Below are 23173 nucleotides of genomic sequence, written 5' to 3'. Positions count from 1 at the left end.
GTCCGATGTCGGAAAGCACCCAGTACGAGGAGCGGCGCGCCCGCATCTCGGTGCAGGTCCGCCAATGGTGTGAACGATCCGCGATCACGGGCACGCATGCCCCGCTGTCGGACGCTGCCGCCGTGCTGATCGCTGCCGGATATCTCGATCCGACCACCCGGCAGGTGCTCACCAACCGGCGACGCGCGGGCCGCACGATTCCGTCGATCGGGGGCTTCGGAGCGCTGCGTCTGCTCACGGACGAGCACCACCAGGTGGCCCGGCGCACCGACAGCCTGCGTCCCGGACCTGCGCAACTGCTGTTCAAGTACCGTGCCACCGAGCTCGGCCGCAAACTGCAGTCGTATCGGTCCGCGGTGGTGATGTCGCCCGCCCATTACGGGAACGGTGTCCGGGCGATGCGCCGGGACCGGCGCGACGGTGTTCACCTGGATCTCGAACAGCGTGAGGCGCTGTTCCGGGCGCTGCAACGCACACCGGCGCCGATCGCCGGAACCGCACTCGAACGCGCGGGCAACTACGCCCGCGGCACCGCGGCGGAACGGATCGGTCAGGCAGCGGAGAACACCCCGATGGCCGCGGTCGGGCGACGCGTCGCCGACGCCATCGGTAAGGGCGTCGATTTCGAGAACGACAGATTCGCCGACTCGTACGACACCCTGCTCTACCTGGCGGGGATGCTCTTCGACAGGATCGACGGCTCCCCGGTCTGGCATTCGGAGCACTTCGCCGTCCAGCGGTATCAACTCGACCTCGCTGAGGAACTGACACAGATCGCCGTCGACACCGTCGCGCTGCGTGGAATCCGAATCGAACTCGACGAAGCACTGTGCGCCACTCATTCCGACGGCGCCCGTAGACAGATCGAGGCCAGGCGCAACGCGCTGAAGCCGGTATGGGATCAATTGGTCGACCGCGTCGCCGCACTTGCCAGGATCGGCGACCTGCTGTCCCGGGCCGAGGTGCAACTGCGGTCCGTGCTGGCGGTCAACCGGGCGATGAGCCTCGACAGCCGCATCGACGAACTCATCGCACGCTCCGGCGACCGCGAATTGTCGGCGGAGAACACCCACAACGTCGGAGACCAGTTCGGCGGCGTGGAGGAACTGATGCTCACGTACCAGTCGGCCCTGCACGGAGACATCGCCGAACTCACTTCCTGGTCGGGTGGGAGCAAGTGACATTCACAGCACTGGGAGACGAATCATTCGTTTCCCTCACCACCTTCCGCCGGTCCGGGGAGCCCGTGTCGACGCCGGTCTGGATCGCGCGCGATGGCGACGCTCTCGTCGTCACCACTCCGGAGGAAAGCGGAAAGGTAAAGCGGCTACGCAACAACCCGAGCGTCGAACTTCGACCGTGTTCTCGGCGTGGAAAAGTGGACGCCGCGATTGCCCCGGTTGTCGCAGTGGCCGAGATCGTCACCGACGAGTCCGCCAGCCGACGGATGGCCGACACGATCCGGGACGTGTACGGCCTGGAATACCGGATCGTGATGTTCGTCGAACGGGTCCTCGCGCGTCGGCAGAAGCCGCGGGTGCTGTTACGGATCACCCCGGCGACCGAGAGGGAGATCGCCACATCATGACGCGCGCAGGTGCGCCGGGGTCGGGAGCGGCGGCGCTGCCGAGCGGTAGTGGTGTCCGGTCGGGGTGCCGAGGTCGATGAGGTGGGTGCGGTCGGGTTTGTGTACGGGGCGGGCGGTCCATCCGTCGCCTTCCTTCGCGTAGTTGCAGGCCTCGCAGAGGCCGGAACCGTTGTCCGCACTGGTTGCACCTGACTTGCCGTGTGAGCGGATGTGGTCGTGATGGCGGATCGGGGCGTCACACCACGGAGTCCGGCACGTCTGATCCCGCAGATCGATCAGCTTTCGCAGGCTTTTCGGGAACGTGCGCGATTGGGCTTCCATCGCCGTCAGCGCCCCTGACTGCGGGCAGGCGTACACCCGCCGCAACGACGTCTCGGTATCTCCATCGATGGCGTCCGCCACCAGCTGCCACGCAATCCCCGCCGGCACCGTCCCGAAACCCTGCATATGGGCGGCTTCGTGCCCGCCCGCCAGCAGCGTCTCGTCCGACAGCACCAGATTCACGGCCACCGGAACACCCGAGGCGACCGAGGCCCCGGTGCCGCGGTCGAACAACAAGTCGGCCATCACCTGATTGCGGGTGCGGCCACCACTGTCCCCGGTCGCGATCAGGCTGTCCGCATCCCGACCCAACGTCGCCTGCAAACACACCGCCTGCTCCATCGGCAGCAGCACACTCAGATACGCCATCGAATCCGGCGCCGGCCGCGTCGTCACCCGCCGCTCCGAGACGGCCTTGCGGTGCCGGGCCACGACCGCGGCGGCGTCGAGTTCCACCGCCAGGGCCTTCGCCTTCGCGACCAGGCCGCGGTCCCCGACCCCGTCCAGAACGTCCGGGTCCGAACACAACCGGCGATCCACACCGTACGATCCTGAGCCGACAGACACGCCGTCTCCCGCACCAGCAGGGTCGCCCGCCATTCGTTCAACCGCCCCGACCGCAACAACGCCAACGTGTGCGGCATCTCGTGCACCACCGCCTGCGCGAACCCCAGATGCCGGTTGCCACGATTCGGGGACTCCCTGCGCGCCAACGCAATCTGCGACGCGATACCCCGGTCCCACTCCGCCCGCGGCAACCCCCGAGCTTTGCGGTCCTCCCGCATGCACGTGGCGACATCGTCGGTCACCACCGCCTGCACCGCACACCCCACCGACTTCAACGACTCCACCGCATCGAGCCACTCGATCCCCACCCCCGCATCACCACACGCCTCGACACACCGCAACCGCGCCGTGAACGCCCGCAACTCCTCCAGATCCGGTGCCACCATTCCCCCCACGACCAGCCCTCCCCAGAGGTTGTTCGAAACTTTGTTCGAATCTACCAATCATCTTCGACTGACGCAATACTCGGCCGTTTCGGTCTACGGTGATCGTGGAGAACACATCTGATGGGAGCTGACTGCAATGACCGATGATGCCGTCCTGCAGCGCGCGGTCGCGACCGAGTTCTCGGCCCTGGCCGATGTCCTCGACGGGATCTCGGATGCGGAATGGGACACGCCGTCGTTGTGCGAGGGCTGGCGGATTCGTGAAGTGGTCGCACATGTCACCATGGCAGCGCGCTACTCCGAGGAGCGGTTCATGACGCGCCTGCGCGAGTGCGACTTCGATTTCACCCGGCTGTCCAACGAGATCGCCCGTAGCGATGCCGAATTGGCCACGTCGGATCTTGTTGCCGACCTGCGCTCGGACACCATGCGCGGGTGGACTCCGCCGGGTGGCGGCTATCACGGCGCGCTCAACCATGTGGTGATCCACGGACTCGACGTCACGGTGCCGCTGGGGGTTCCCCGCCGCGTACCCGAGGCGACGATCCGCATCGTCCTCAACGACCTCACGGCGGGCGGTGGGCACTCGAATTTCGGCGTCGACATCGAGGGCCGTTGGTTGCGGGCCACGGACCTCGGCTGGTCGTACGGGTCGGGTGCCGAGTTACGCGGAGCGGGAGAGGATCTCGCTCTCACGATCTGTGGCCGGACACTTCCGGCGGGACGGGTCGAGGGCGACCCGTTGTAGTCGGTCTCAGCTGCCCGGAATGAAACCCGGGTAGACGAAGTGCCCGGGGCCTCCGCCGGGGAGGTTGGCGCCGAGCGACCCGGGGAAGTCCAGCGACAGTTTGACGAGTTTGTGGAGTTGCCCGTTCTGGTCGGCCTGCCAGCAATCGAGCAGTACGCCGTGGAATCCGGTGCAGACGATGCGGTTGGCGGTCCCGAACGGCGACGTGAGCCGATTCGCGCTGACGAACGGATTCCAGTAGTCGAGATCGGTCGGGGTGAGGAAGTTCTGGTTGTCGAACGGTGCGAGCGGACTGGGCTCGGTGGGTATCGGCGGCCATTCGTCGGCGGCGGCCACACCGGCGCTTCCGAGAACGGCGGTGGCTGCGGCAGCCACGGTTGCGGTGATCTGGGCGAATCGGCGCGTAGCGGTAGTCATCTCCACCAGCCCACAGTAAACCGGCGGGCGGCGCCTACGTCCGCAAACCGGGATGACGGCCGGCGAGGACGGGAACGAGGAACTTGTTCGGCGCCAGGCGCGCGAAGATGGACGCCGCCCGGTTCGCGAAACCGGGGATGGCGACCATCTGTCCCTTGTCGAGCCCGTCGATGCCGGTCTTGGCCACGGATTCGGGGCTCTCCCACATGAAGCTGGGCAGTGCGGCCTCCGCGTCCTCCTTCGCGAAACCTGCCGTCTCGCCGAATCCGGTGTCGACGGGTCCGGGGCAGAGTGCGGTCGCGGTGACCCCGGTGCCTTTCAGTTCGCCGGTCAGGCTTTCGGTGTAGGAGAGGACGAATGCCTTGCAGGCGCCGTATCCCGCCTGGCCGGGCAGTGGCTGGAACGCCCCGGTGGATGCGACGTTGAGGATCGCTCCCCGGCGCCGGTGCACCATGCCCGGGAGCGCGCGGCTGCACAGGTCGGCGACGGCCGTCACGTCGACCTCGATCATGTTCATCTCGTCGTCCGGATCGGACGCGGCCACGGGGCCGAGCGTGGACAGGCCGGCGTTGTTCACGAGAATGTCGAGGGTCAATCCGAGTTCGCCGACCCGGTCGAGCAGGGTCGCGCGGGCGGAGCGATCGGACAGATCGGCATCCAGCACGTGCGCCCGGCCGCCTGCGGCCCGCAGTTCGGTGGCCAGTTCCTCCAACTTCTCGGCCCGGCGGGCGACGAGTACCACCTGGTGACCGCGGCGGCTGAGTTCACGGCTGAGGGCCGTGCCGATCCCGGACGACGCTCCGGTGACGAGCGCGGTGCGATCGGCGGCAGGAGTGGGGAGGCTCATGCGTCCAACCTACGTGCCGCCGTCGCCCGCGCAAGGGGTCACCGCTCAGGCGTGGGTGCCGCCGTCGATGCGGATCTCGGTTCCGGTGACGAACGCGCCGTCGTCGGAGGCGAGCATGGCGACGACTCCGGCGACCTGCTCGGGTCCGCCCATGGCCGCGCCGCCCGATTCCAGGGTGGTGGGCAGGATGGGTGACAGCTTGGAGAACAGGCCCCAATCGGCGTCGGACGGCACGTATCCGGAGGTGGCATCCGTGATTCCGGTCTTGATGCTGCCGGGGGCGACACCGACGGCGCGCAGGCCCTGCTTGCCGTATTCGAGGGCCAGCGCGTGGGTGAACGACTGGATGCCGCCCTTGCTCGCGGCGTACGCGGCCATGTAGGGGTGCGCGAACGCGGCCGACGTGGAACTGAAGTTCACGACCACGCTGCGTTCGTTGCGCAGCAGCGCGGGCAGGCATTCGCGAACCATGAGGAACGTACCGGTGAGGTTGATCCCGATCACCTGATTCCACAGGTCCACGGGCGTCTCGTGGGTGTGTGAGGCGCGGAGGATGCCCGCGGCATTCACGAGCACGTCCAGTCCGCCCAGGTTCTCGACGCTGCTGCTCACGCCGTCGACGACGGACGCCTCGTCGCCGATGTCGATGGAGGCCACGCTGAGGCGCCCCGCCGTGCCTGCTGCTTCGGCAAGTTCCGCCGTCCGCGCGAGGCCGTCCTCGGAGACGTCGGCAGCCACAACGGTGCCGCCTTCCTCGAGCAGGCGGAGGGCGGTGGCCTGGCCGATACCCGACGCGGCGCCGGTCACCAGAATCCGCCGGTTGTCGAATCGATTCATCGTCTGTGCTCCTCGTGTCGCTTTCGAATTCGATGTCATTGGCCCATGACGTATTTGACGGTCGGCCCGGCGGTCCAACCGCCGTCGACGGCCAGTTCGGCTCCGGTGACATAGGTGGACGCGTCGGAGAGCAGGAATCCGACGGCGCCCGCGATCTCCTCGGGTACCCCGACTCTCGCCATGGGGGTGTTCGGGTAATTGCCCTCGCCCTGCTGGATTCCGAGGCCCGCGGTCATCGGGGTGTACGTCATGCCGGGGTGGACGGAGTTGACGCGGATCCGGTCGGTGCCCAGTTCCACGGCGGCGATCTTCGTGAGCCCGCGCACGCCCCACTTGGACGCGCCGTAGCCGGCGGTCAAGGCGAGTCCCATCAGCCCGGCGGCCGAGGAGATGTTGACGATCGATCCGCCGCCGGCGGCGCGCATCGGACCGATGACGGCCTGCAGGCCGTTGAACACGCCGGTCAGGTTGATGTCGAGGACGGTCCGGAAGTGTTCGAGCGGTTCGTGCTCGATGTACTGGCCGGTGGAGATGCCCGCATTGTTGACGAGGCCGTCGACGCGTCCGAAGTCGTTCGTCGCCACGTCGACGGCGGCCTGCCACTGCTGCGGGTCGGTGACGTCGAGGTGGCAGTACCGCGCCCGGTCACCCAGTTGCTCGACTGTCGCGCGGCCGTCGTCGTCGAGAACATCACCGACGACGACGCTGCCGCCCTCGTCGACGATGCGCTGGGCGAAGGCTGCGCCGAGCCCCCGCGCCGCCCCGGTCACGATCACAACCTTCCCCGCCAGTTGCTGTGCGGTCTCGGTCATCTCAGCTCACATCCTCGTCGTCGAAAAGTCACGTTCGTCGGGCGTCTCCGCTGCCGACGGCCCGAGTCTGCTGTGGGCGGCCTCCGCGGGAAACGGGTTCTCCCGGTGATCGGAACAACTCGTAGCCACAGGAAACGCCGGACCACTGTGATGTGGATTACCCGCTGACGTTCCGGACATGCCGGACGGGCGGATCTCCTCAGACCATCGAAAGGGTTCCCATGTCTCGACGTGTCACTTCCACCGCCGCGGTGCTGATCACCGGCAGCGTGCTTTTCTCGGGTCTCGGCGCTCCGGCGCTCGCTTCGGCGGACCCGTTCTCGCTGCCCGGAATCAGCCTCCCGGACTTCGGCTCGTCAGATTTCGGGAGCGCGGGCCCGGTCGTCGAGACTCCGCGGCTGGCGTCGGTCGACAATTTCCGCGACGTGGGGGGATCGGGCCGGGGATATGCGACCGCCCGTGGGGGACACGTCACACGGGGGTTGTTCTACCGTTCGAACGCTCTGGTTCCGAACGATCAGGATCTCGCCGTCCTCACCGGGCTCGGGTTGACCGCGGTGTACGACGTGCGGACCGTCGAAGAGGTGGCGGCGAAACCCGACCGGCTTCCGGCCGGACCGCGGTATCAGGCTATCCCGATCCTGTCGGGTGACCTGGGTGCCGCTGTCGCGCAGTTGAAGTCGCCCGCGGACGCCGTCGCGTTCATGCAGCAGATGAACCGCAGCTTCGTCGACGACGCGGCGACCCGGGCCGGGTTCGCGCAACTCCTGACGTCGCTGGCCGACACCGACGGACCGCAGATCTTCCACTGCACTGCGGGCAAGGACCGCACCGGCTGGGCGTCCGCGCTGCTGCTGTCCATCGCCGGCGTTTCGCAGGACACCATCTTCGACGACTATCTGCTCACCAACGAATACACTGCCGCGTCGATGAAGGTCACGTACGACCAGATCGCCGCCAGCCGCGGCGAGGCGGTGGCGAAGATCTACCAGCCGCTGCTGGGCGTGGACCGCAGCTATCTGGAGGCCGGGCTCGGCCGGCTCGCCGAGCAGTACGGCACGGTCGACCGTTACCTCACCGACGGGCTGGGTCTGAGTTCGGCGACGGTCGACCGGCTCCGGAGCAAGCTGCTGGGCTGAGGTCAGGCCCCGATCGCGTCCGAGAGGGTCGTGAGCCGGCTGATCTCGGACGCGTTCAGCGTCACGGTCGGGGCGTCGAGCAGGGCGGGAAGCTGTTCGAGGCGGCTCGCGCTCGCGATCGGCGCGGTGATGCCGGGCCGGGTCAGGAGCCACGCGAGTGCGATGGTGGAGATCTCCGCGGAGTGCGCGTCGGCGATCTCGGCCAGGGCATCGACGACGGCGAGACCGGACTCGGAGAAGTAGCGGGTCGCCATCCGCTGGCGGGCCCGGCCTTCGAGGTCGGCCTGGGTGCGGTACTTGCCGGCGAGGAAACCTGCCGCGAGCGAGTAATACGGGAAGACGCCCAGGCCGTTCTCGGTCGCGAGCGCGGCCACCTCGGGCTCGTAGTCGTGGCGGTGCACCAGGTTGTAATGCGGCTGCAGCGCGATCGGCGCCGCGAAACCGTGCTCGGCCGTCAGCGACAACCACTCGCGGATGCGCTCGGGCGAGTAGTTGGAGATGGCGACGTGCCGGACGAGTCCGTCGCGGACCAGCTTGTCGAACGCGCCGAGCGTGTCCACGAGGGGCGTGTCGGCGTCGTCGAAGTGCGCGTAGTACACGTCGATGTAATCGGTCTGCAGCCGCTTCAGGGACGCCTCCGCCGCTGCCCGCACATTGTCGGGCGCCAGTCCCGTGAACTCCGGGTGCTGGCTGACCTTGGTGGCGATCACGATGTGGTCCCGGTTGTGGCGGGACGCCATCCAGTTGCCGAGGACGGTCTCGGACTCTCCACCGGAGTTGCCTTCGGCGAACGCGGAGTACGAGTCCGCCGTGTCGACGAAGTTGCCGCCACCCGCGGCGAACGCGTCGAGGATGTCGAACGACGTCGGTTCGTCACTGGTCCAGCCGAAGGTGTTGCCACCGAGGGCCAGGGGAAAGATGTCCAGATCCGAGTTGCCGATCGCGACCACGGGTGCTCCGTTTCTAGGTGTGTCCTGTCCGGGAATGTGCGAAGACTTCGCCTGACGACGCTATCGCAGCCGCTAGGCGCACGCGCGTCCGGCTACCGGACACACGCTTTCCGGTCGCCGATTCCCCCGCGAATCGGACAGGTGTGCGCGAACCCCGCCGACCGCGACTCCGACGGCATACCGTGGAGGGGGTGCGTTCGTTCCGGCGAGACACGGAGTTGAGTGATGCAGGACCAGTCGATCGATGACCTTCTGAACACGGGCCTGTTCGTCGACGGGCGGTGGATCCGCTCCAGCTCCGGCGAGACCCGGGACTGTATCAATCCGGCCGACGGGTCGGTGGTCGCCACCGTCGACGAGGCCTCCCCGGACGACGCCGCCCACGCTGTCGCCGCGGCCCGCGCGGCGTTCGACGAGGGCACCTGGCCGCACACACCGGTCGCCGAGCGCACCGCCATCGTCGCGAGGATCGCCGATCTGCTCGAACGCGACAAAGAGACCCTGGCGCGCATCGAGACGCTCGACACCGGAAAGACATTGGAAGAGAGCAGGATCGACATCGACGACGTGGTGTCGGTGTTCCGGTACTACGCGCAACTCGCCGCGGTCGAGGCGGACCGTCTGGTGGATGTCGGCCGTCCCGACGTGATCAGCCGGGTGGTGCGTGAGCCGATCGGTGTGTGCGTGCTCATCGCACCGTGGAACTACCCGCTGCTGCAGATCTCGTGGAAGGTGGCGCCCGCCCTCGCGGCCGGGTGCACGATGGTCCTCAAACCGAGCGAGGTGACCCCGCTCAGCACCATTTCGTTCACCGCGCTGATCGCCGAAGCCGGAGTTCCGGCCGGGGTGGTGAACCTCGTGCAGGGCAGCGGCGCCGTCCTGGGCGCGGCGCTCACGGGAACACCGGACGTCGACTTCGTGTCCTTCACGGGTGGGCTGGCCACCGGACGCGTCATCCTCGAGACCGCGGCGAGGAACGTCACCAAGGTGGCGGTGGAACTCGGCGGCAAGAATCCGCACATCGTCTTCGCCGACGCCGACGGAGACGACTCCGTCGACCAGGTGCTCACGGGTGTGTTCCTGCACTCCGGCCAGGTGTGCTCGGCGGGAACCCGCCTGATCATCGAGGAATCCATCGCCGACCGGTTCGTCGCCGCGCTCGCCGCCCGGGCGGAGAAGATCCGGATGGGCAACGGTCTCGACCCGGCGAGCCGAACGGGCCCGCTGGTATCCGAGGCCCACCGGGAGAAGGTCGAAAGGTACGTGGAACTCGGACGCTCCGAGGGCGCCCGGCTGGTGACCGGGGGAGCCCGGCCGTCGGATCCCACGTTGGCGAACGGGAGTTTCTACCTGCCCACCATCTTCGACCACTGCGACCGCACCATGCGCCTCGTGCAGGAGGAGACGTTCGGGCCGATCCTCACCGTCGAGCGTTTCACCACCGAAGAGGAGGCGCTGCGACTGGGCAACGACACCGAGTACGGCCTCGCCGCGGGCGTCCGGACCGCCGACAGCGCCCGGGGTGAACGCATGGTGCGCGGCCTGCGTCACGGAACGGTGTGGCTCAACGACTTCGGCTACTACACCGCGGCCGCCGAGTGGGGCGGATTCAAGATGTCGGGGAACGGGCGCGAACTCGGCCCCGCCGGTCTGGCGGAATATCAGGAAACCAAACACATCTGGCACAACACCTCGCCCACGGCGGCGGGGTGGTTCGACAACGGCTAGTCCGGCGCACGGAGAGGCGAGAGAACGATGGCTACTCGGCACGGAGCAGTGGGTGGCGGAGATGAGCCGGGGGACAGTGGACTCGGCGAACTCGGGTACAAACAGGAACTCGACCGCAGTCTGGGCAAGTTCGCCAGTTTCGCGGCGGGAGTCAGTTACATCTCGATTCTCACCGGCACGTTCCAGTTGTTCTATTTCGGATTCGGCACGGCGGGTCCGGCGTATCTGTGGTCGTGGCCGATGGTGTTCGTCGGGCAGATGGCCGTCGCGCTGTGCTTCATGGAACTCGCGGCCAAATATCCCGTCGCCGGCTCGGTCTACAACTGGGCGAAGCTGCTCGGCAGCAGGATCGTGGGCTGGTCGTCGGGCTGGCTGATGCTCACCGCGTCGATCGTCACTCTTTCCGCGGTCGTGCTCGCGCTGCAACTCAACCTGCCGCGGCTGTGGAGCGGTTTCCAGATCGTCGGCGACGGCAGCGGTGAATACGACTTCGCGACCAACGCCGTCATTCTCGGCACCATCATGATCGCGTTCACCACGGCGGTCAACGCATTCGGCGTCAAGCTGATGGCCCTCATCAACAGCACCGGCGTGTTCGTCGAATTGATCGCCGCGGTCCTCATCGCCGTCATCCTCGCCGCCAACATCACCCGCGGCCCGGAGGTGTTCTTCTCCACCCACGGGTACGGCGCCGGGGAGGCCGGCGGGTATCTGACCGTCTTCCTCGTGGCGTCCCTCGCGTCCGGGTACGTGATGTACGGCTTCGACACCGCGAGTTCGCTCGGCGAGGAAACCGTCGACCCGCGGCGGACTGCACCCAAGGCGATCCTGCGGGCGATCCTCGCGTCCTTCGTGATCGGCGGGGCGATCCTGGTGTTCGCCGTCATGGCGGCCCCCGACCTCGACGATCCGCTGATCGGCAGCAGCGAGGGCGGCCTGCAGTACATCGTCGAGCAGGTGATGTGGGGACCGCTCGGCAAGATCTTCCTGGTCTGCATCGTCGTCGCGGTGACGGTGTGTTCGCTCGCCGTGCACGCCGCGGCCATCCGCCTCACGTTCGCGATGGCCCGCGACAACGCCCTGCCCTTCGGGGAGCGGCTGGCGCACGTCAACCCCAAGCATCAGACGCCGGTGGTCCCCGCCATCGTGATCGGCCTGCTCGCAGCGTTCATCCTCGTCATCAACATCGGTCAGCCGCAGATCTTCACGGTGCTGACGTCGATCGCGATCATCATGATCTACCTGGCGTACCTCATGGTCACCGGTCCGCTGCTGAAGAAACGGCTGCAGGGGCAGTGGCCGCCGAAGGAACTCGCCGAGAGCGGCTACTTCACGATGGGCCGGTGGGGGCTGGCGGTGAACATCTTCGCCGTGCTGTGGGGCGTGGGAATGGCGCTCAACCTGGCGTGGCCACGCCCCGAAGTGTACGGAACTCCCTGGTACAACACGTGGGGTGCGTTCGTCTACATCGGCATCATCCTCGGGCTCGGTCTGCTCTGGTACGCGGTGAAGGGCCGCAACCACATCGGCTGCCTCGCCTCGCACGCGGCGACGACGAAGGACGAGGCGGAGAGTGAACTGCCATGACGGACACCGTGTTCGACTACGTGATCGCCGGCGGAGGAACCGCCGGATGCGTGCTCGCCGCCCGGCTCAGCGAGGACCCGTCGGTGACCGTGTGCCTCGTGGAGGCCGGGCCGTCGGACGTCGGTGACCGCAACATCCTCGAGTTGTCGCAGTGGATGCACCTGCTCGACTCCGGCTACGACTGGGACTACCCGGTCGAGCCGCAGGAGCGGGGCAACAGCTTCATGCGGCACGCCAGGGCCAAGGTCCTCGGCGGCTGCTCGTCGCACAATTCGTGTATCGCGTTCTGGCCACCCGCCGAGACGCTCGACGACTGGGCGGCGGCCGGTGCGACGGGCTGGGGCGCGAAGGACGTGTTGCCGCTCGTCGCGCGGGTGGAGAACAACGACGCCCCCGGCGAGCAGCACGGCCGCAGTGGTCCCGTGCGGCTGCGTGACGTCCCCCCGAACGACCCCTGCGGCGTCGCCCTGCTCGAGGCTGCGGCGAAGGTCGGGTTGCCCACCGTGCAGTTCAACCGCGGCACGAGCGTCCTCGACGGGGCGGGGTGGTTCCAGATCAACGCGTCCGAGGACGGCACCCGGATGTCGACGTCGCACGCCTACCTGCACCCGATTCTCGGCACTCGCCCCAATCTCGACGTGCGCACGGGCTGCTGGGTGAGCGAGATCTTGTTCGACGAAGAGATGGCGGCGACCGGCGTGCGCTACCAGCGTCCCGACCTCACCGGGTACGACACGGTGTCGGCGCGCCGCGAGGTGATCGTCACCGCCGGGGCCATCGACACCCCGAAACTGCTGATGCTCTCGGGAATCGGGCCCACGGTGCACCTGCGCGAGATGGGCGTGCACGTCCGTGTCGACGCGCCCGGCGTGGGGCAGAACCTCGACGACCACGTGGAGGGTCTCGTGTTCTGGGAGGCATCCCGGCCGATGGTCACCGAGTCGACGCAGTGGTGGGAGATCGGCCTGTTCGCCACCACCGAGGAGGGGCTGAACCATCCGGACCTGATGATGCACTACGGCAGCGTGCCGTTCGACATGAACACCCTTCGATGGGGCTACCCCACCACGGACAACGGTTTCTGCCTGACACCGAACGTCACGCAGGGACTCTCCCGCGGAACGGTGCGGCTGCGCTCCCGAGACTTCCGGGATCGTCCGCGAGTGGACCCCCGGTATTTCACCGACCCCGACGGCCACGACGAGGCCGTGATGCTCGCCGGATTCCGGTTGGCACGCCGCATCGCCGAGCAGGAACCGTTCCGGGGCTGGATCACGAGGGAACTGGCTCCCGGGCCGGAGGCGGAAACCGACGACGAATTGATCGACTACGCGCACCGCACCCACAACACGGTGTATCACCCCGCCGGGACCGCCCGGATGGGTGCGGCCACCGACCCGGCGGCCGTCCTCGATCCGGAGTTGCGGGTCAAGGGGGTGCGCAATTTGCGGGTGGTGGACGCGTCCGCCATGCCGAAACTGCCGTACGTCAACCCCAACATCACGGTCATGACGATGGCCGAGAAGTGCGCCGATCTGATTCGCGGACTCTGACGCGGTGACGTGCGGGAGGCCCTGCGTGAACAGCCAGGTACTTTGAAGTCCTACTATCTCCCCGTACTGGCAGAGAGACGGAAGGGCACGTCATGAATTCTCCCGAACCGATCGTCGTCGTCGACGGCGCGAGGACCCCGATCGGCAGCTTCGGCGGTGCGTTCAAGGACGTGCCCGCCCACGAACTCGGTGCCACCGCCGCGAAGGCCGCGCTGGACCGTGCCGGGGTGGCGGGCGGTGACATCGACGAGGTGGTGATGGGCTGCATCGGTCAGGTCGGGCCGGACGCCTACAACGCCCGCCGCGTCGCCCTGGCCGCCGGGCTGCCGGAGAAGACCCCGGCGTACACCGTCAACCGGTTGTGCGGGTCCGGTCTGCAGGCGGTGTGGTCGGCGGCGCAGCAGATGCGCTGGGGTGGGGTGAACTTCGCCCTCGCCGGCGGCGACGAGAGCATGTCGCGGATGCCGTTCTACGACTTCTCGGCCCGCTCCGGGTACAAGCTCGGTGACCGCGCACTGGTGGACGGCACGGTCGCGATCCTGACCGACCCGTTCGGTGGGGTGCATATGGGCCGGACCGCCGAGGCCGTGGCCCGCAAGTACGACGTGAGCCGGGAGCAGCAGGACGAGTTCGCCGTCGAATCCCAGCGCCGCGCCGCCTCGGATGCGGCGAAGGCGGCGTTCGCCGAGGAGATCACCCCGGTGCAGATCGGGGGCCGGCGCCCGAAGACGGTCGAGGTCGACGAGCATCCCAAGCCCGACACCACCCTCGAGACGCTGGCGAAGTTGCGGCCGGCGTTCGAGGAGGGCGGTTCGGTGACCGCGGGGAATGCGTCGGGGATCAACGACGGCGCCGCGGCGCTGGTGCTGGCCACCGAGTCCGCTGCGCGGGAGAAGGGGCTGACCGGGCTGGTGACCCTCGAAGCGGTCGCGACGGCGGCGATGGACCCGGCGCTGATGGGGTACGCCCCGGTGCTGGCGCTGGCGAATCTGTTCGAGCAGACCGGGACCACCCCGGGTGACATCGACGTGATCGAGCTGAACGAGGCGTTCGCGTCGCAGGCGGTCGCGGTGATCCGGGACGCGAAGCTGAGCCCGGAGAAGACCAACCCGTACGGTGGGGCGATCGCGTTGGGTCACCCGGTCGGGGCGACCGGGGCGATCCTGAGTCTGCGGATCGCGAAGGACATGGTGCGCCGCGACCTCGAATTGGGCATCGTCACCATGTGCATCGGCGGCGGCCAGGCCCTCGCCGCCCTCTTCAAGCGCATCTGACCCCAGGTGAGTGGCACAGTGTGCCCGCACACGCTGTGCCGCTCACGTCAGGTGACGGCGTCCAGAAGTTCTACGCGGGTGCCAACGAGTTGATGAAGGGAATCATCGCGAAGTCGCTGTAGCCGTCGCCGGCTCACGCGACACGTCGTACGCCGCCTCGTCGAACCGGCCGAGTCGCTGCCGCATGCGGTCGGTCGACCACGGCCAGTTGAAGCTGTTGCGGCCGTTGACGTCGAGGAAGTAGCTCTGGCAGCCGCCGGCGTTGTAGACGGTGGTGGCCAGGGCTTCCTGGACCTGCGCGTTGAACGCGTCTTGCACGTCCCGGCGCGGTTCCATCCTGGTCCATCCGTTGCTCCGGGCCGCGGTGACGGCCTGGATCAGGTATTCGAGTTGCGCCTCGAGGATCATGAACGCCGACGTGTGGCCGGTGCCCAGGGCCGGCCCGAGGAGGACGAACGCATTGGGGAAGCCCGCGACGGTCGTGCCGAGGTACGCCTGCGGGCTGCCCTTCCAGTGGTCGTCGAGGCTGCGGCCCTCGCCGTCGAACACCTTGGATCCGATCGGCATGTCGAGGATGTGGAAGCCGGTACCGAAGATGATGGCGTCCACTTCCCGTTCGGCGCCGTCGCTGCCGACGACCACGTTGCCGCGCACCGACTGCACGGCGGTGGCGTGCACCTCGACGTTCGGGCGGGTCAGCGCGGGGTAGTACGCGTTGGACAGCAGCAGACGCTTGCAGCCGAGCGTGTAGTCGGGCGTCAACGCCTTGCGCAGCTTCGGATCCCGCACCTGGGCACGCAGTTGCGCCTTGCCGACCTGCTGGATCACCCGCAGGATCCACGGATGCCGGAAGCCGAGCCCGAGAGATTCCATGATCGCGTACTCGAGGCGTCGCAACGCGCGGATCGCGCCCGGTACGCGGCGCAGGATCGTGCGCTCGACGCCGGGCAGCGTGTGGTCCGGCTTGGGCAGCACCCATTGCGCGGTCCGCTGATACAGATGGAGTTCCCCGACCTTCGGCTGGATGGCCGGGACGAATTGCACCGCGGACGCACCGGTTCCGACGACCGCCACGCGTTTGCCTGCGAGGTCGTAGTCGTGGTTCCAGCGGGAGGAATGGAAGACCTCGCCGGCGAACGTGTCGAGACCGGGAATCGCGGGAACGAGCGGTTCGTTCCACGGCCCGGCGGCAGCGATGACGGCGTTCGCGGTGAACGTGCCCGCGGACGTGTCCACCGTCCAACGCCTCGTCTGCTCGCTCCACTCGGCGCGCTGCATCTCGGTTCCGAACTTCACGTGGGCGGGCACCCCGTATTCGGCGGCGGTGCGCTCGATGTACCGGCGGATCTCCTCCTGCCCGGCGAACAACCGCGACCACTCCCGGTTCGGTGCGAACGAATAGGAGTACAGGGCGGAGGGGACGTCGCACGCGCAGCCCGGGTAGGTGTTGTCGCGCCACGTCCCGCCCAGTGCGTCCCCCTTCTCGAGAACGGCGAAGTTGTCGATCCCGCTCTGCTTCAGGCGGATGGCGGCTCCGATGCCGGAGATCCCGGCTCCGACGATGAGGATGTCGTAGTGGTTCATGCGCGGACTCCGTTCGCGAGCTGGGCTCGGGTGGTGACGAGGGAATGTTCGAGGGTGGCGAGCCGGCGCCGGCCGTCCATGAAGTTCGGGCCCATGACGGCGAGGTCCTCGGCGGTCGCGTCGAGCCGGAGCACCCGCGTGCCGGCCGCTTCGAGCCTCGCGACTTCGGCGTCGAGGCCCGCACTCATCCAGTTCCGCAGCATCCGGCGTTCGATGCGGGCGGCGCCGCGGCCGGGGATGCGGCCGGTCGACGCCATCGGTGCCAGCACGATCACCTCGTCGAGTTCGAGGGGCAGCACGAGGTCGGCGGACGCGGTGGACGCCGCGCCGCCGTCGACGAACCGCCGGGCGCCGAGGGGGACCGGGGGAAACCAGCCGGGAATCGCCCACGACGCCCGCAGCGCTTCGGACAGGGTCGCGGCCGGTGCGCCGGGTGAGCCGAATGCGACGCGTTCGCCCGTGTCGTAGTCCATGCTCACCAGCCATGTCGCCGGGTGGCGAACCCAGCCGGACTTGCAGGCGAACCGCCGCGCGAGCCGGTCGAGCCAGGCGGTGTCCCCGCGGCCGCGGGGAAGGAGTCCGCTCGCGGCGGTGACGGGCGGCAGCCCGCGGCGCAGCAGACCGGGCGAGCCGAGGCCCGGCGCCGGGAGCGGCGGGAACCGTCCGGGTGCGGCGGCGAGATGACCGTCGAGCGCCGGATGGGTGGCCCCACCGAGTTGCATCGCGAGCAGTTCGTCGACGCCGGCCCCGCCGCCCAGCATGGTGACGAGTTCGGCGCCCGCGGACGTGCCCACGAGCACGTCGGCGTCGCGCGGGTCCCATCCCAGGGCGTCGCTCACGGCGACCAGGGCGGCCACCGTCCACGCTGAGCCGAGCGTGCCGCCGCAACCGATCACCAGCCCGCGACTGAGTTGTGTGTCACTTGAAGTCATACCTAGGAAGCTATCAGAAACCAGATACCGGCGGTATATGAAAAGTAGAATATTCTCGCAGGGGCTTCGGAGAAAGGGTGAGCATGGCGCGATTGACCAGGTCGGAGAGTCAGGCGCGGACGCGGGCGCATCTCGTCGCGACCGCGCGCGACCTCTTCCTCGCCGACGGGTACGCGGCCACCTCACTCGAGAAAGTCGCCGACGAGGCCGGCTACTCCAAGGGCGCGGTGTACTCCAACTTCAAGAACAAGAAGGAACTGTGCCTCGAGGTGCTCGGGCTCATTCACTCCACCAAGGGGCAGGAGATCGCGGAGGCGCTCGGTGGCGGCGAGACGATGGAGGAGCGACTCGAGGCGTTCCAGGCCTGGGCGGAGAAGACGCTCGGCGACGTCGGATGGACCATGCTGGAATTCGAACTGATCGTGCTGTCCCGTCACGACCCCGAACTCCGCGACGCCCTCACCGCCACCCTCGGTGTCGCGCGGGAGATCACGGTCACGCTGCTGAAATCGTTCACCGACTCACTCGGGGTCGTCCTGCCCGTGCCCGCGCAGGATGCGGCCAGCAGCATCCTCAGTCTCGGTGTCGGACTGGGCATTCAGCGCGCCATCGATCCCACCATCTCGGCCAGGGTGGTCACCGACAACCTCCGGGTGCTGCTCGCCGTGTCGCAGCCGAGCGAACTCTAGATCCGTCAGAGCCAGTCGCGCCGTCGGAACAAGACATACAGCAGACTCGCGGACGTCACGATCACGACGGTGCTGACGATCGTCCCCGACACCTGCCCGACCCCGGGGAACAGGACGTTCTGACCGAACCACCCCGTCACCGCGGTGGGGACCGCGATGATGGCCGCCCAGCCGGTGAGCTTCTTCATGACGGTGTTGAGCCGGGCGTCCTGCAGCGACAGATTCGTCTCGAACACGGTCACCACCATGTCGCGCAACGACTCCGTCCACTCGGCGGCACGCGTCACGTGGTCGTAGAGGTCGGTGTATAAGCTGTCGAGAACCGGCGACCGATCGTGTTCGGATTCGGCGCGCCCCCGGATGACGGCGCCCACCACCTCCCGCATCGGCAGCACGACGCGACGCAGTTGCACCAGTTCCTTCCGCAACCGGTACGTGCGCTGCTGAATCTCCTTGGTCCGCGCGGACTCGTCGAACAGTCCCTCCTCGAGCGCTTCGATCGCGTCGTCGATCGTCTCGATCGTCTCGAACTGGCCGTCCACGACGGCGTCGAGCAGGCCGTGCAGGAGCGCGAGTGCGCCCGAACCCGGTGTGAGCAGCGCGGGGTCCTCCTCCCAGCGCTCCACCACCTGCGACATGTCGAACCGGTCGTCCCGCCGCACCGTGATGATCCCGTTCGACAGCACGAACGCCGAGACGCGGCTGAGCCGAAGCCGTGAGTCGAGGACGCCGAGCGTGCTGACGTCGTCGGCGTCGAACCACGTGGCGTACGCGGTCACGAATGCGTGGCCGGCGTAACGCGTCGCCTTCGGTCGCTCACCGCGGGCGACGGCATCCTCGATGGCGTTCGGATCGAGCGACAATTCGTTCGCCAATTCGGTCAAGCGCTCGTGGTCGGGGTCGCACAGATCGACCCACACGAGCGCGTTCTCGTCCCGCACCTTCTCGGACACGTCGGCAAGCGGAAAGTCCTTGCCCACGCACTCGCCATCACGCCACACACGGGTTCGCACCAGGTTGAGGGTCACTCACCCAGTCTGCCGAACCCTGCGGGCGGGGAGACGATTATGACGTGCGATCGGACGAGTAACCCCACAGCCAGTCGGTGTACTTGTAGCTCGACGTGTCCCGGGTGCGGAACAGTTCGTTGCGTGCGATGCGGGCGGTGCCGTCGAGGTGCCACAATTCGCCCCACATGCGTCCGGTGGTGATGATGCGATTGCAGCGCGGTGCGCGTTCGGTGTTGACCTCCTTCAGGATCTGCGGCCACGCGGAGTTGCCACCGCCGGCGGAGAAGTCCTCGTCGGCATAGTCGGCCAGGCACTTCGCGTCCTCGATCGCCATCACCGCTCCCGACGCCAGGTACTGCAGCGGGGGGTGCGCGGCGTCGCCGAGCAGGATCATCCGCCCGTCCACCCAGTTCTCGATGGGCTCGCGGTCGTACATCGGCCACCAGCGGTCCTTCCACAGGTAGTCGATACCGCGGCGGACGTTCTCGTGGCAGTGCGCGTAGGCCTGCTCGAGTTCCTCGGGGCCACCCCAGTTCTCGACCCCGTTCTTGTAGCCGGGCGATTCGAACACCGCAACCTGGTTGAGCATCTGCCCGCCGCGCAGCGGGTACTGGATGAAGTGGCATCCCGGTCCGATGTACCCGACCACGTCCTCGATGTCCTCGTCGAGGTCGACCTCGTCGTACGGCGTGGTGCCGCGGTAGGCGGCGTAGCCGGACGACACCGGTTCGTCGTCCGAGATCTTCGCCCGCAGCCGGGATTTGAGTCCGTCCATGCCGACGGCGATGTCGGCGTCGTGGGTGCGGCCATCGTCGGTGCTCACGTGCACCCGGTCACCGTCGGTGACCACGTCGGTGACGGTGACACCCGTGTGCAGTTCGGCGCCCGCCGCCCGCGCGGCGTCGACGAGCGTCGCGTGCAGGTCGCTGCGGTGGGTCACGAAGTACGGTCCGCCGTAGCGGGCGCGGAACTCGGCGCCGAGGTCGATCTTGGTGAGCACCTCCGCGGTGATCGCGTCGCGGAACACGATGTTCTTCGGCAGGAAGGCCCGGGAGAGAACGTCGTCGAGCACGCCCCAGGAGTCGAGGATGCGGGCGCCGTGCGGTCCGACCTGCAGTCCGGCGCCGACCTCCCCGAATTCGGTGGCCCGTTCGAACAGGGTGACATTCGCGCCCTTCCTGGCGAGGGCGAGGGCGTTGGCCGCGCCGCCGATCCCGCCTCCGGCGATGATGATGCGTGCGTCCTGCAGGTTCGACATGACAGTTCCTTAGTTTCGAGCGTTCGGGGCAGGTGAGTGGCAAAGCGTGCCGGGGGACACGACGGCACTCACGTGGGGAAACGGCGCCAGATCACGGTGAGCAGCAGTGCGGCGACGAGCGCGCTGACGCCGAAGAGGATGAAGTTGGAGTCGGCGCCGAGCCCGGCGGCCAGCAGCACGCCGCCGATCTGCGGTGCCGCGACGGCCCCGACCCGGCCGACGCCGAGCGCCCAGCCGAGGGCGGTGCCGCGCAGATAATCCGGGTAGTGGGATGCGACCGCGGCGATGATGAGGCACTGGGTTCCGTGGGTCCCGACGCCGGCGAGCACGAAGATGACGTAGACCAGCACCACCGGTGGGCTCAAGAGCAACGACAGCAGCGCGAGACCCGCAAGCAGTGCGGCGACGATGCTGGTGGGGATGGTGCCGAACCGGACGCCGCCCCACGCGGTGACGAACGAGCCCGCGACGGCGCCGAGGTTGAGCGCGAGGGCGAACGTGAGCGCACTGCCGAGGTCGGTGCCCTCGCCCTGCATGAGTTTGGGCAGCCACGTGCCGAGGCCGTACCACGCGAGCAGGGTGACCATCGTGGCGAGCGCGAACATGATGCTGACGTAACGGAATCGGGCACCGAGCAGTGCGCTGAAGCCCGTGGCCGGCCGCACCTCCGTCGACGTCACCGCGGCAGTGTTGTCGGGCAGCGTCTTCCACGCGATCGGCACCAGCAGGACCAGCGGGACGAGCGCGAAAGCGAACATCGGCTGCCAACCCCAGTTCGGGATGACGGGGATGCCGAGCAGTGCCGCGATCGAACCGCCGATGGGAACGCCGGACATCATCATCGTGGCCACCGCGGCGCGCCACTTCGCGGGGACCAGTTCCGCGGCGAGCGCATTGGACGTCGGAACCAGGCCGCCCAGGCCGAGCCCCGCGATCAGACGCAATGCGCCGAACATGACCGGTCCGGTCGCCAGCGCGCACAGCGCGGTGAACACGGACAGCACGATCGCGCAGCCGATCACCGCCCGCTTGCGTCCCACGATGTCGGAGAGGCGGCCCGCGAGGACGGCGCCGATCATCATTCCGAGGAACGCGAGACTGCCGAGCGTGCCCGCGGTCGCGGCGCTGATGCCCCATTCGTTCTGGAGGCTCGGGATGACGTTGCCGTAGACGATGAGGTCGTATCCGTCGAAGACCACGAAGAGCCAGCAGACGACGACGGCGATCGTGGCGGTGCGGTCCAGTCCGACGCGGTTCGTCGTCGGCGCCGCGGTGGTGGCGGTGAGGGGCATGAATCGAGGGTGATGCGGCGCACAGCACCCGTGCAATAAAGTTCTGCTGTGCAGAAGAAAAGGACCATCGAGAAGCCGGCGTACATGTTGGAGTCCGTCGACAACGCGCTACGCCTGCTGCAGATGCTGCGCGACGTCGGGGCGCTGCGGATCAAGGACGCCGCCGAGGAACTCGGCATCGCACCGTCGACCGCGCACCGACTGATGGCGATGCTGGTGTACCGAGGGTTCGCCGTTCAGGACGAGAAACGCCGGTACCACCCCGGGGCGGCGATGGGGGCCGGCCCGGCGCAGCGGGGGTGGACCCGCGAGTTCAACGACCTCTGCCGGCCCCACATGGAGGCACTCGCGATCCTGTGCGGCGAGACCGTCAACCTCGTGATCCGCGTCGGCACCCAGGCCCGCTTCCTGTCGTCCGCCGAGTCGGCGGGAATCTTGCGTGTCGGCGACCGCCAGGGGCAGGTCCTCGACGCGGAATTGACTGCAGGAGGACGCATTTTGCTGGCGGAGCTACCGAGGGACACCCTCGCGCAGCTGTACCTGCGGCCCGCGGATCTGGCCGACGACGAACGAGAGTGGGGCGACCGCCGTCTGCCCGCCGACGAGTTCGAGCAGTTCTACCGGGAACTGTCCGCCGCCCGCGCCGTCGGGTTCGCCGTCAACGTGCAGCAGACCGAGGAAGGCGTCGCCGCATTCGGTGTCGCCATCCGGAACCGGGCCCGAACCGCCGTCGGAGCGCTGACCGTGGCCGTGCCGATCACCCGCTTCCGTCAGCACTCGCAGGGACCGCTGGTGTCGCAGATCAAGAACGCGATCCGCGAACTCGAGGTCGACATCGCGGACCTCGAACCCTGATCAATGATTCTGCACACAAGAATTCTGTATCGACAGGGAGGCCTGCACTCCTAGCGTCGATTCCATGACCGCCACCGAACCGCACGTCGACGACGACCCCGCGCTGAAGCAGCTGTACACCGATTTCGAGGCCGAGCACCTGAATCCGTTGTGGACTCAGCTCGGCGATTTGATGCCGATGACGCCGACGTCGCGGGCGGTGCCGTTCGTGTGGAAGTGGTCGACGTTGTATCCGCTGGCGCAGCGGGCGGGGGATCTGGTCCCGGTCGGTCGCGGCGGGGAGCGGCGGGCGATCGCGCTGGCCAACCCTGGTTTGGGGGGTGCGCCGTATGTGACGCCGACGTTGTGGGCGGCGATCCAGTACCTGGGGCCGAAGGAGGTGGCGCCGGAGCACCGGCACGCGCAGAACGCGTTCCGGTTCGTCGTCGAGGGCGAGGGGGTGTGGACGGTCGTCAACGGGGATCCGGTGGCGATGCGCCGCGGCGATTTCCTGCTGACCCCGGGCTGGCATTTCCACGGCCACCACAACGAGACCGATCAGCCGATGGCGTGGATCGACGGCCTCGACATTCCGTTCGTGCACTACACCGACACCGGGTTCTTCGAGTTCGGCTCCGAGAACGTCACCGACGATTCGACCCCGGACGTGTCCCGGTCGGAGCGGTTGTGGGCGCATCCGGGACTGCGGCCGCTGGTCGGTTTGGACGCGAAGACGTCGTCGCCGATCGCGGCGTACCGGTGGGAGCACACCGACGCGGCGCTGCGTGAGCAGTTGGCGCTGGAGGACGAGGGATACGCC

At 68.0% G+C, this 23173-nt stretch carries 21 protein-coding genes and 1 pseudogene; 11 read left to right on the top strand and 11 right to left on the bottom strand.

Annotated features, from left to right (window positions below):
- Positions 1 to 5: 5 nt before the first annotated feature.
- Together ACFU5V_RS16910 and ACFU5V_RS16905 are read left to right on the top strand one after the other, a co-directional pair.
- Positions 6 to 1181, top strand: a complete 1176-nt coding sequence (locus ACFU5V_RS16910) for a hypothetical protein (RefSeq protein ID WP_378700768.1) — start codon at positions 6 to 8, stop codon at positions 1179 to 1181.
- Positions 1178 to 1588 (top strand): PPOX class F420-dependent oxidoreductase, encoded by a 411-nt coding sequence (locus tag ACFU5V_RS16905; protein WP_378700766.1) that lies wholly within the window; start codon positions 1178 to 1180, stop codon positions 1586 to 1588. Before ACFU5V_RS16910 ends, ACFU5V_RS16905 begins: the two co-directional genes overlap by 4 nt.
- Here ACFU5V_RS16905 and ACFU5V_RS16900 read toward each other — a convergent pair.
- Positions 1583 to 2862, bottom strand: a pseudogene (locus ACFU5V_RS16900) (HNH endonuclease). The gene ACFU5V_RS16905 and the pseudogene ACFU5V_RS16900 overlap by 6 nt on opposite strands.
- A gap of 136 nt (positions 2863 to 2998) precedes the next feature.
- Here ACFU5V_RS16900 and ACFU5V_RS16895 point away from each other — a divergent pair.
- A complete protein-coding gene (locus ACFU5V_RS16895; RefSeq protein WP_378431910.1) occupies positions 2999 to 3610 on the top strand; it encodes a maleylpyruvate isomerase family mycothiol-dependent enzyme in 612 nt (203 codons plus the stop codon).
- A gap of 6 nt (positions 3611 to 3616) precedes the next feature.
- Here the strand turns inward: ACFU5V_RS16895 and ACFU5V_RS16890 are convergent, their stop codons facing one another.
- The 4 genes from ACFU5V_RS16890 to ACFU5V_RS16875 are packed head-to-tail and all read right to left on the bottom strand — an operon-like array spanning position 3617 to position 6523.
- Positions 3617 to 4027, bottom strand: a complete 411-nt coding sequence (locus tag ACFU5V_RS16890) for a hypothetical protein (RefSeq protein WP_378700764.1) — start codon at positions 4025 to 4027, stop codon at positions 3617 to 3619.
- A gap of 34 nt (positions 4028 to 4061) precedes the next feature.
- Positions 4062 to 4874 carry an SDR family NAD(P)-dependent oxidoreductase gene (locus tag ACFU5V_RS16885; RefSeq protein ID WP_378700762.1) on the bottom strand — a complete coding sequence of 271 codons (813 nt, stop codon included), beginning with the start codon at positions 4872 to 4874 and terminating at the stop codon, positions 4062 to 4064.
- A gap of 45 nt (positions 4875 to 4919) precedes the next feature.
- A complete protein-coding gene (locus tag ACFU5V_RS16880) occupies positions 4920 to 5711 on the bottom strand; it encodes an SDR family NAD(P)-dependent oxidoreductase (RefSeq protein WP_124390733.1) in 792 nt (263 codons plus the stop codon).
- 35 nt (positions 5712 to 5746) lie between these two features.
- A complete protein-coding gene (locus ACFU5V_RS16875; protein WP_378431913.1) occupies positions 5747 to 6523 on the bottom strand; it encodes an SDR family oxidoreductase in 777 nt (258 codons plus the stop codon).
- Positions 6524 to 6744: 221 nt separating this feature from the next.
- Between ACFU5V_RS16875 and ACFU5V_RS16870 the strand changes: the two genes are divergently transcribed.
- Entirely contained in the window at positions 6745 to 7662 is a 918-nt protein-coding gene (locus tag ACFU5V_RS16870) for a tyrosine-protein phosphatase (protein ID WP_378431914.1), read from the top strand.
- A 2-nt stretch (positions 7663 to 7664) separates the two neighbouring features.
- On the opposite strand, the gene ACFU5V_RS16865 is transcribed toward ACFU5V_RS16870, so the two are convergent.
- Complete coding sequence (locus ACFU5V_RS16865; RefSeq protein WP_378431915.1) at positions 7665 to 8612, bottom strand: aldo/keto reductase; 948 nt, start codon at positions 8610 to 8612, stop codon at positions 7665 to 7667.
- Between the two features lie 225 nt (positions 8613 to 8837).
- Here ACFU5V_RS16865 and ACFU5V_RS16860 point away from each other — a divergent pair, with 225 nt between their 5' ends.
- The 4 genes from ACFU5V_RS16860 to ACFU5V_RS16845 all read left to right on the top strand — a co-directional run bounded on the left by ACFU5V_RS16860 (position 8838) and on the right by ACFU5V_RS16845 (position 14754).
- On the top strand, positions 8838 to 10340 hold the full coding sequence (locus tag ACFU5V_RS16860) for an aldehyde dehydrogenase family protein (protein ID WP_378700758.1): 1503 nt from the start codon (positions 8838 to 8840) through the stop codon (positions 10338 to 10340).
- A 27-nt stretch (positions 10341 to 10367) separates the two neighbouring features.
- On the top strand, positions 10368 to 11927 hold the full coding sequence (locus tag ACFU5V_RS16855; RefSeq protein ID WP_378700756.1) for an APC family permease: 1560 nt from the start codon (positions 10368 to 10370) through the stop codon (positions 11925 to 11927).
- The gene (locus tag ACFU5V_RS16850) at positions 11924 to 13480 is read left to right on the top strand and encodes a GMC family oxidoreductase (RefSeq protein ID WP_378700754.1); all 1557 of its coding nucleotides are present in this window, start codon (positions 11924 to 11926) and stop codon (positions 13478 to 13480) included. The genes ACFU5V_RS16855 and ACFU5V_RS16850 overlap by 4 nt, the downstream gene beginning before the upstream one ends.
- A gap of 92 nt (positions 13481 to 13572) precedes the next feature.
- A complete protein-coding gene (locus ACFU5V_RS16845) occupies positions 13573 to 14754 on the top strand; it encodes a thiolase family protein (protein ID WP_378700750.1) in 1182 nt (393 codons plus the stop codon).
- 102 nt (positions 14755 to 14856) lie between these two features.
- On the opposite strand, the gene ACFU5V_RS16840 is transcribed toward ACFU5V_RS16845, so the two are convergent.
- Both ACFU5V_RS16840 and ACFU5V_RS16835 read right to left on the bottom strand, forming a co-directional pair.
- Positions 14857 to 16338, bottom strand: coding sequence for a flavin-containing monooxygenase (locus ACFU5V_RS16840; protein WP_378700748.1), 1482 nt, complete (start codon positions 16336 to 16338; stop codon positions 14857 to 14859).
- Positions 16335 to 17270 (bottom strand): patatin-like phospholipase family protein, encoded by a 936-nt coding sequence (locus ACFU5V_RS16835; RefSeq protein WP_378700746.1) that lies wholly within the window; start codon positions 17268 to 17270, stop codon positions 16335 to 16337. The genes ACFU5V_RS16840 and ACFU5V_RS16835 overlap by 4 nt, the downstream gene beginning before the upstream one ends.
- An 83-nt stretch (positions 17271 to 17353) precedes the next feature.
- Here ACFU5V_RS16835 and ACFU5V_RS16830 point away from each other — a divergent pair, with 83 nt between their 5' ends.
- Positions 17354 to 17959, top strand: a complete 606-nt coding sequence (locus ACFU5V_RS16830) for a TetR/AcrR family transcriptional regulator (RefSeq protein WP_378441095.1) — start codon at positions 17354 to 17356, stop codon at positions 17957 to 17959.
- Positions 17960 to 17964: 5 nt separating this feature from the next.
- Here ACFU5V_RS16830 and ACFU5V_RS16825 read toward each other — a convergent pair whose 3' ends face one another.
- From ACFU5V_RS16825 to ACFU5V_RS16815, 3 genes are all read right to left on the bottom strand, one after another.
- Complete coding sequence (locus tag ACFU5V_RS16825) at positions 17965 to 18987, bottom strand: magnesium transporter CorA family protein (RefSeq protein WP_378441092.1); 1023 nt, start codon at positions 18985 to 18987, stop codon at positions 17965 to 17967.
- Between the two features lie 37 nt (positions 18988 to 19024).
- The gene (locus ACFU5V_RS16820; RefSeq protein ID WP_378700743.1) at positions 19025 to 20227 is read right to left on the bottom strand and encodes an FAD-dependent monooxygenase; all 1203 of its coding nucleotides are present in this window, start codon (positions 20225 to 20227) and stop codon (positions 19025 to 19027) included.
- A 68-nt stretch (positions 20228 to 20295) separates the two neighbouring features.
- Entirely contained in the window at positions 20296 to 21519 is a 1224-nt protein-coding gene (locus tag ACFU5V_RS16815) for an MFS transporter (RefSeq protein WP_378700741.1), read from the bottom strand.
- 48 nt (positions 21520 to 21567) lie between these two features.
- Here ACFU5V_RS16815 and ACFU5V_RS16810 point away from each other — a divergent pair, with 48 nt between their 5' ends.
- Positions 21568 to 22374 carry an IclR family transcriptional regulator gene (locus ACFU5V_RS16810; protein ID WP_378700739.1) on the top strand — a complete coding sequence of 269 codons (807 nt, stop codon included), beginning with the start codon at positions 21568 to 21570 and terminating at the stop codon, positions 22372 to 22374.
- Positions 22375 to 22438: 64 nt separating this feature from the next.
- The coding region (locus ACFU5V_RS16805; protein WP_378441084.1) for a cupin domain-containing protein at positions 22439 to 23173 on the top strand (735 nt) is incomplete at its 3' end.

Origin of the sequence: Rhodococcus sp. NPDC057529 (assembly GCF_042802055.1) — a bacterium.
GTDB lineage: Bacteria > Actinomycetota > Actinomycetes > Mycobacteriales > Mycobacteriaceae > Rhodococcus_F.
Note: the sequence above shows the minus strand (reverse complement) of the source record. Positions and strands in the feature narration are given on the sequence as shown.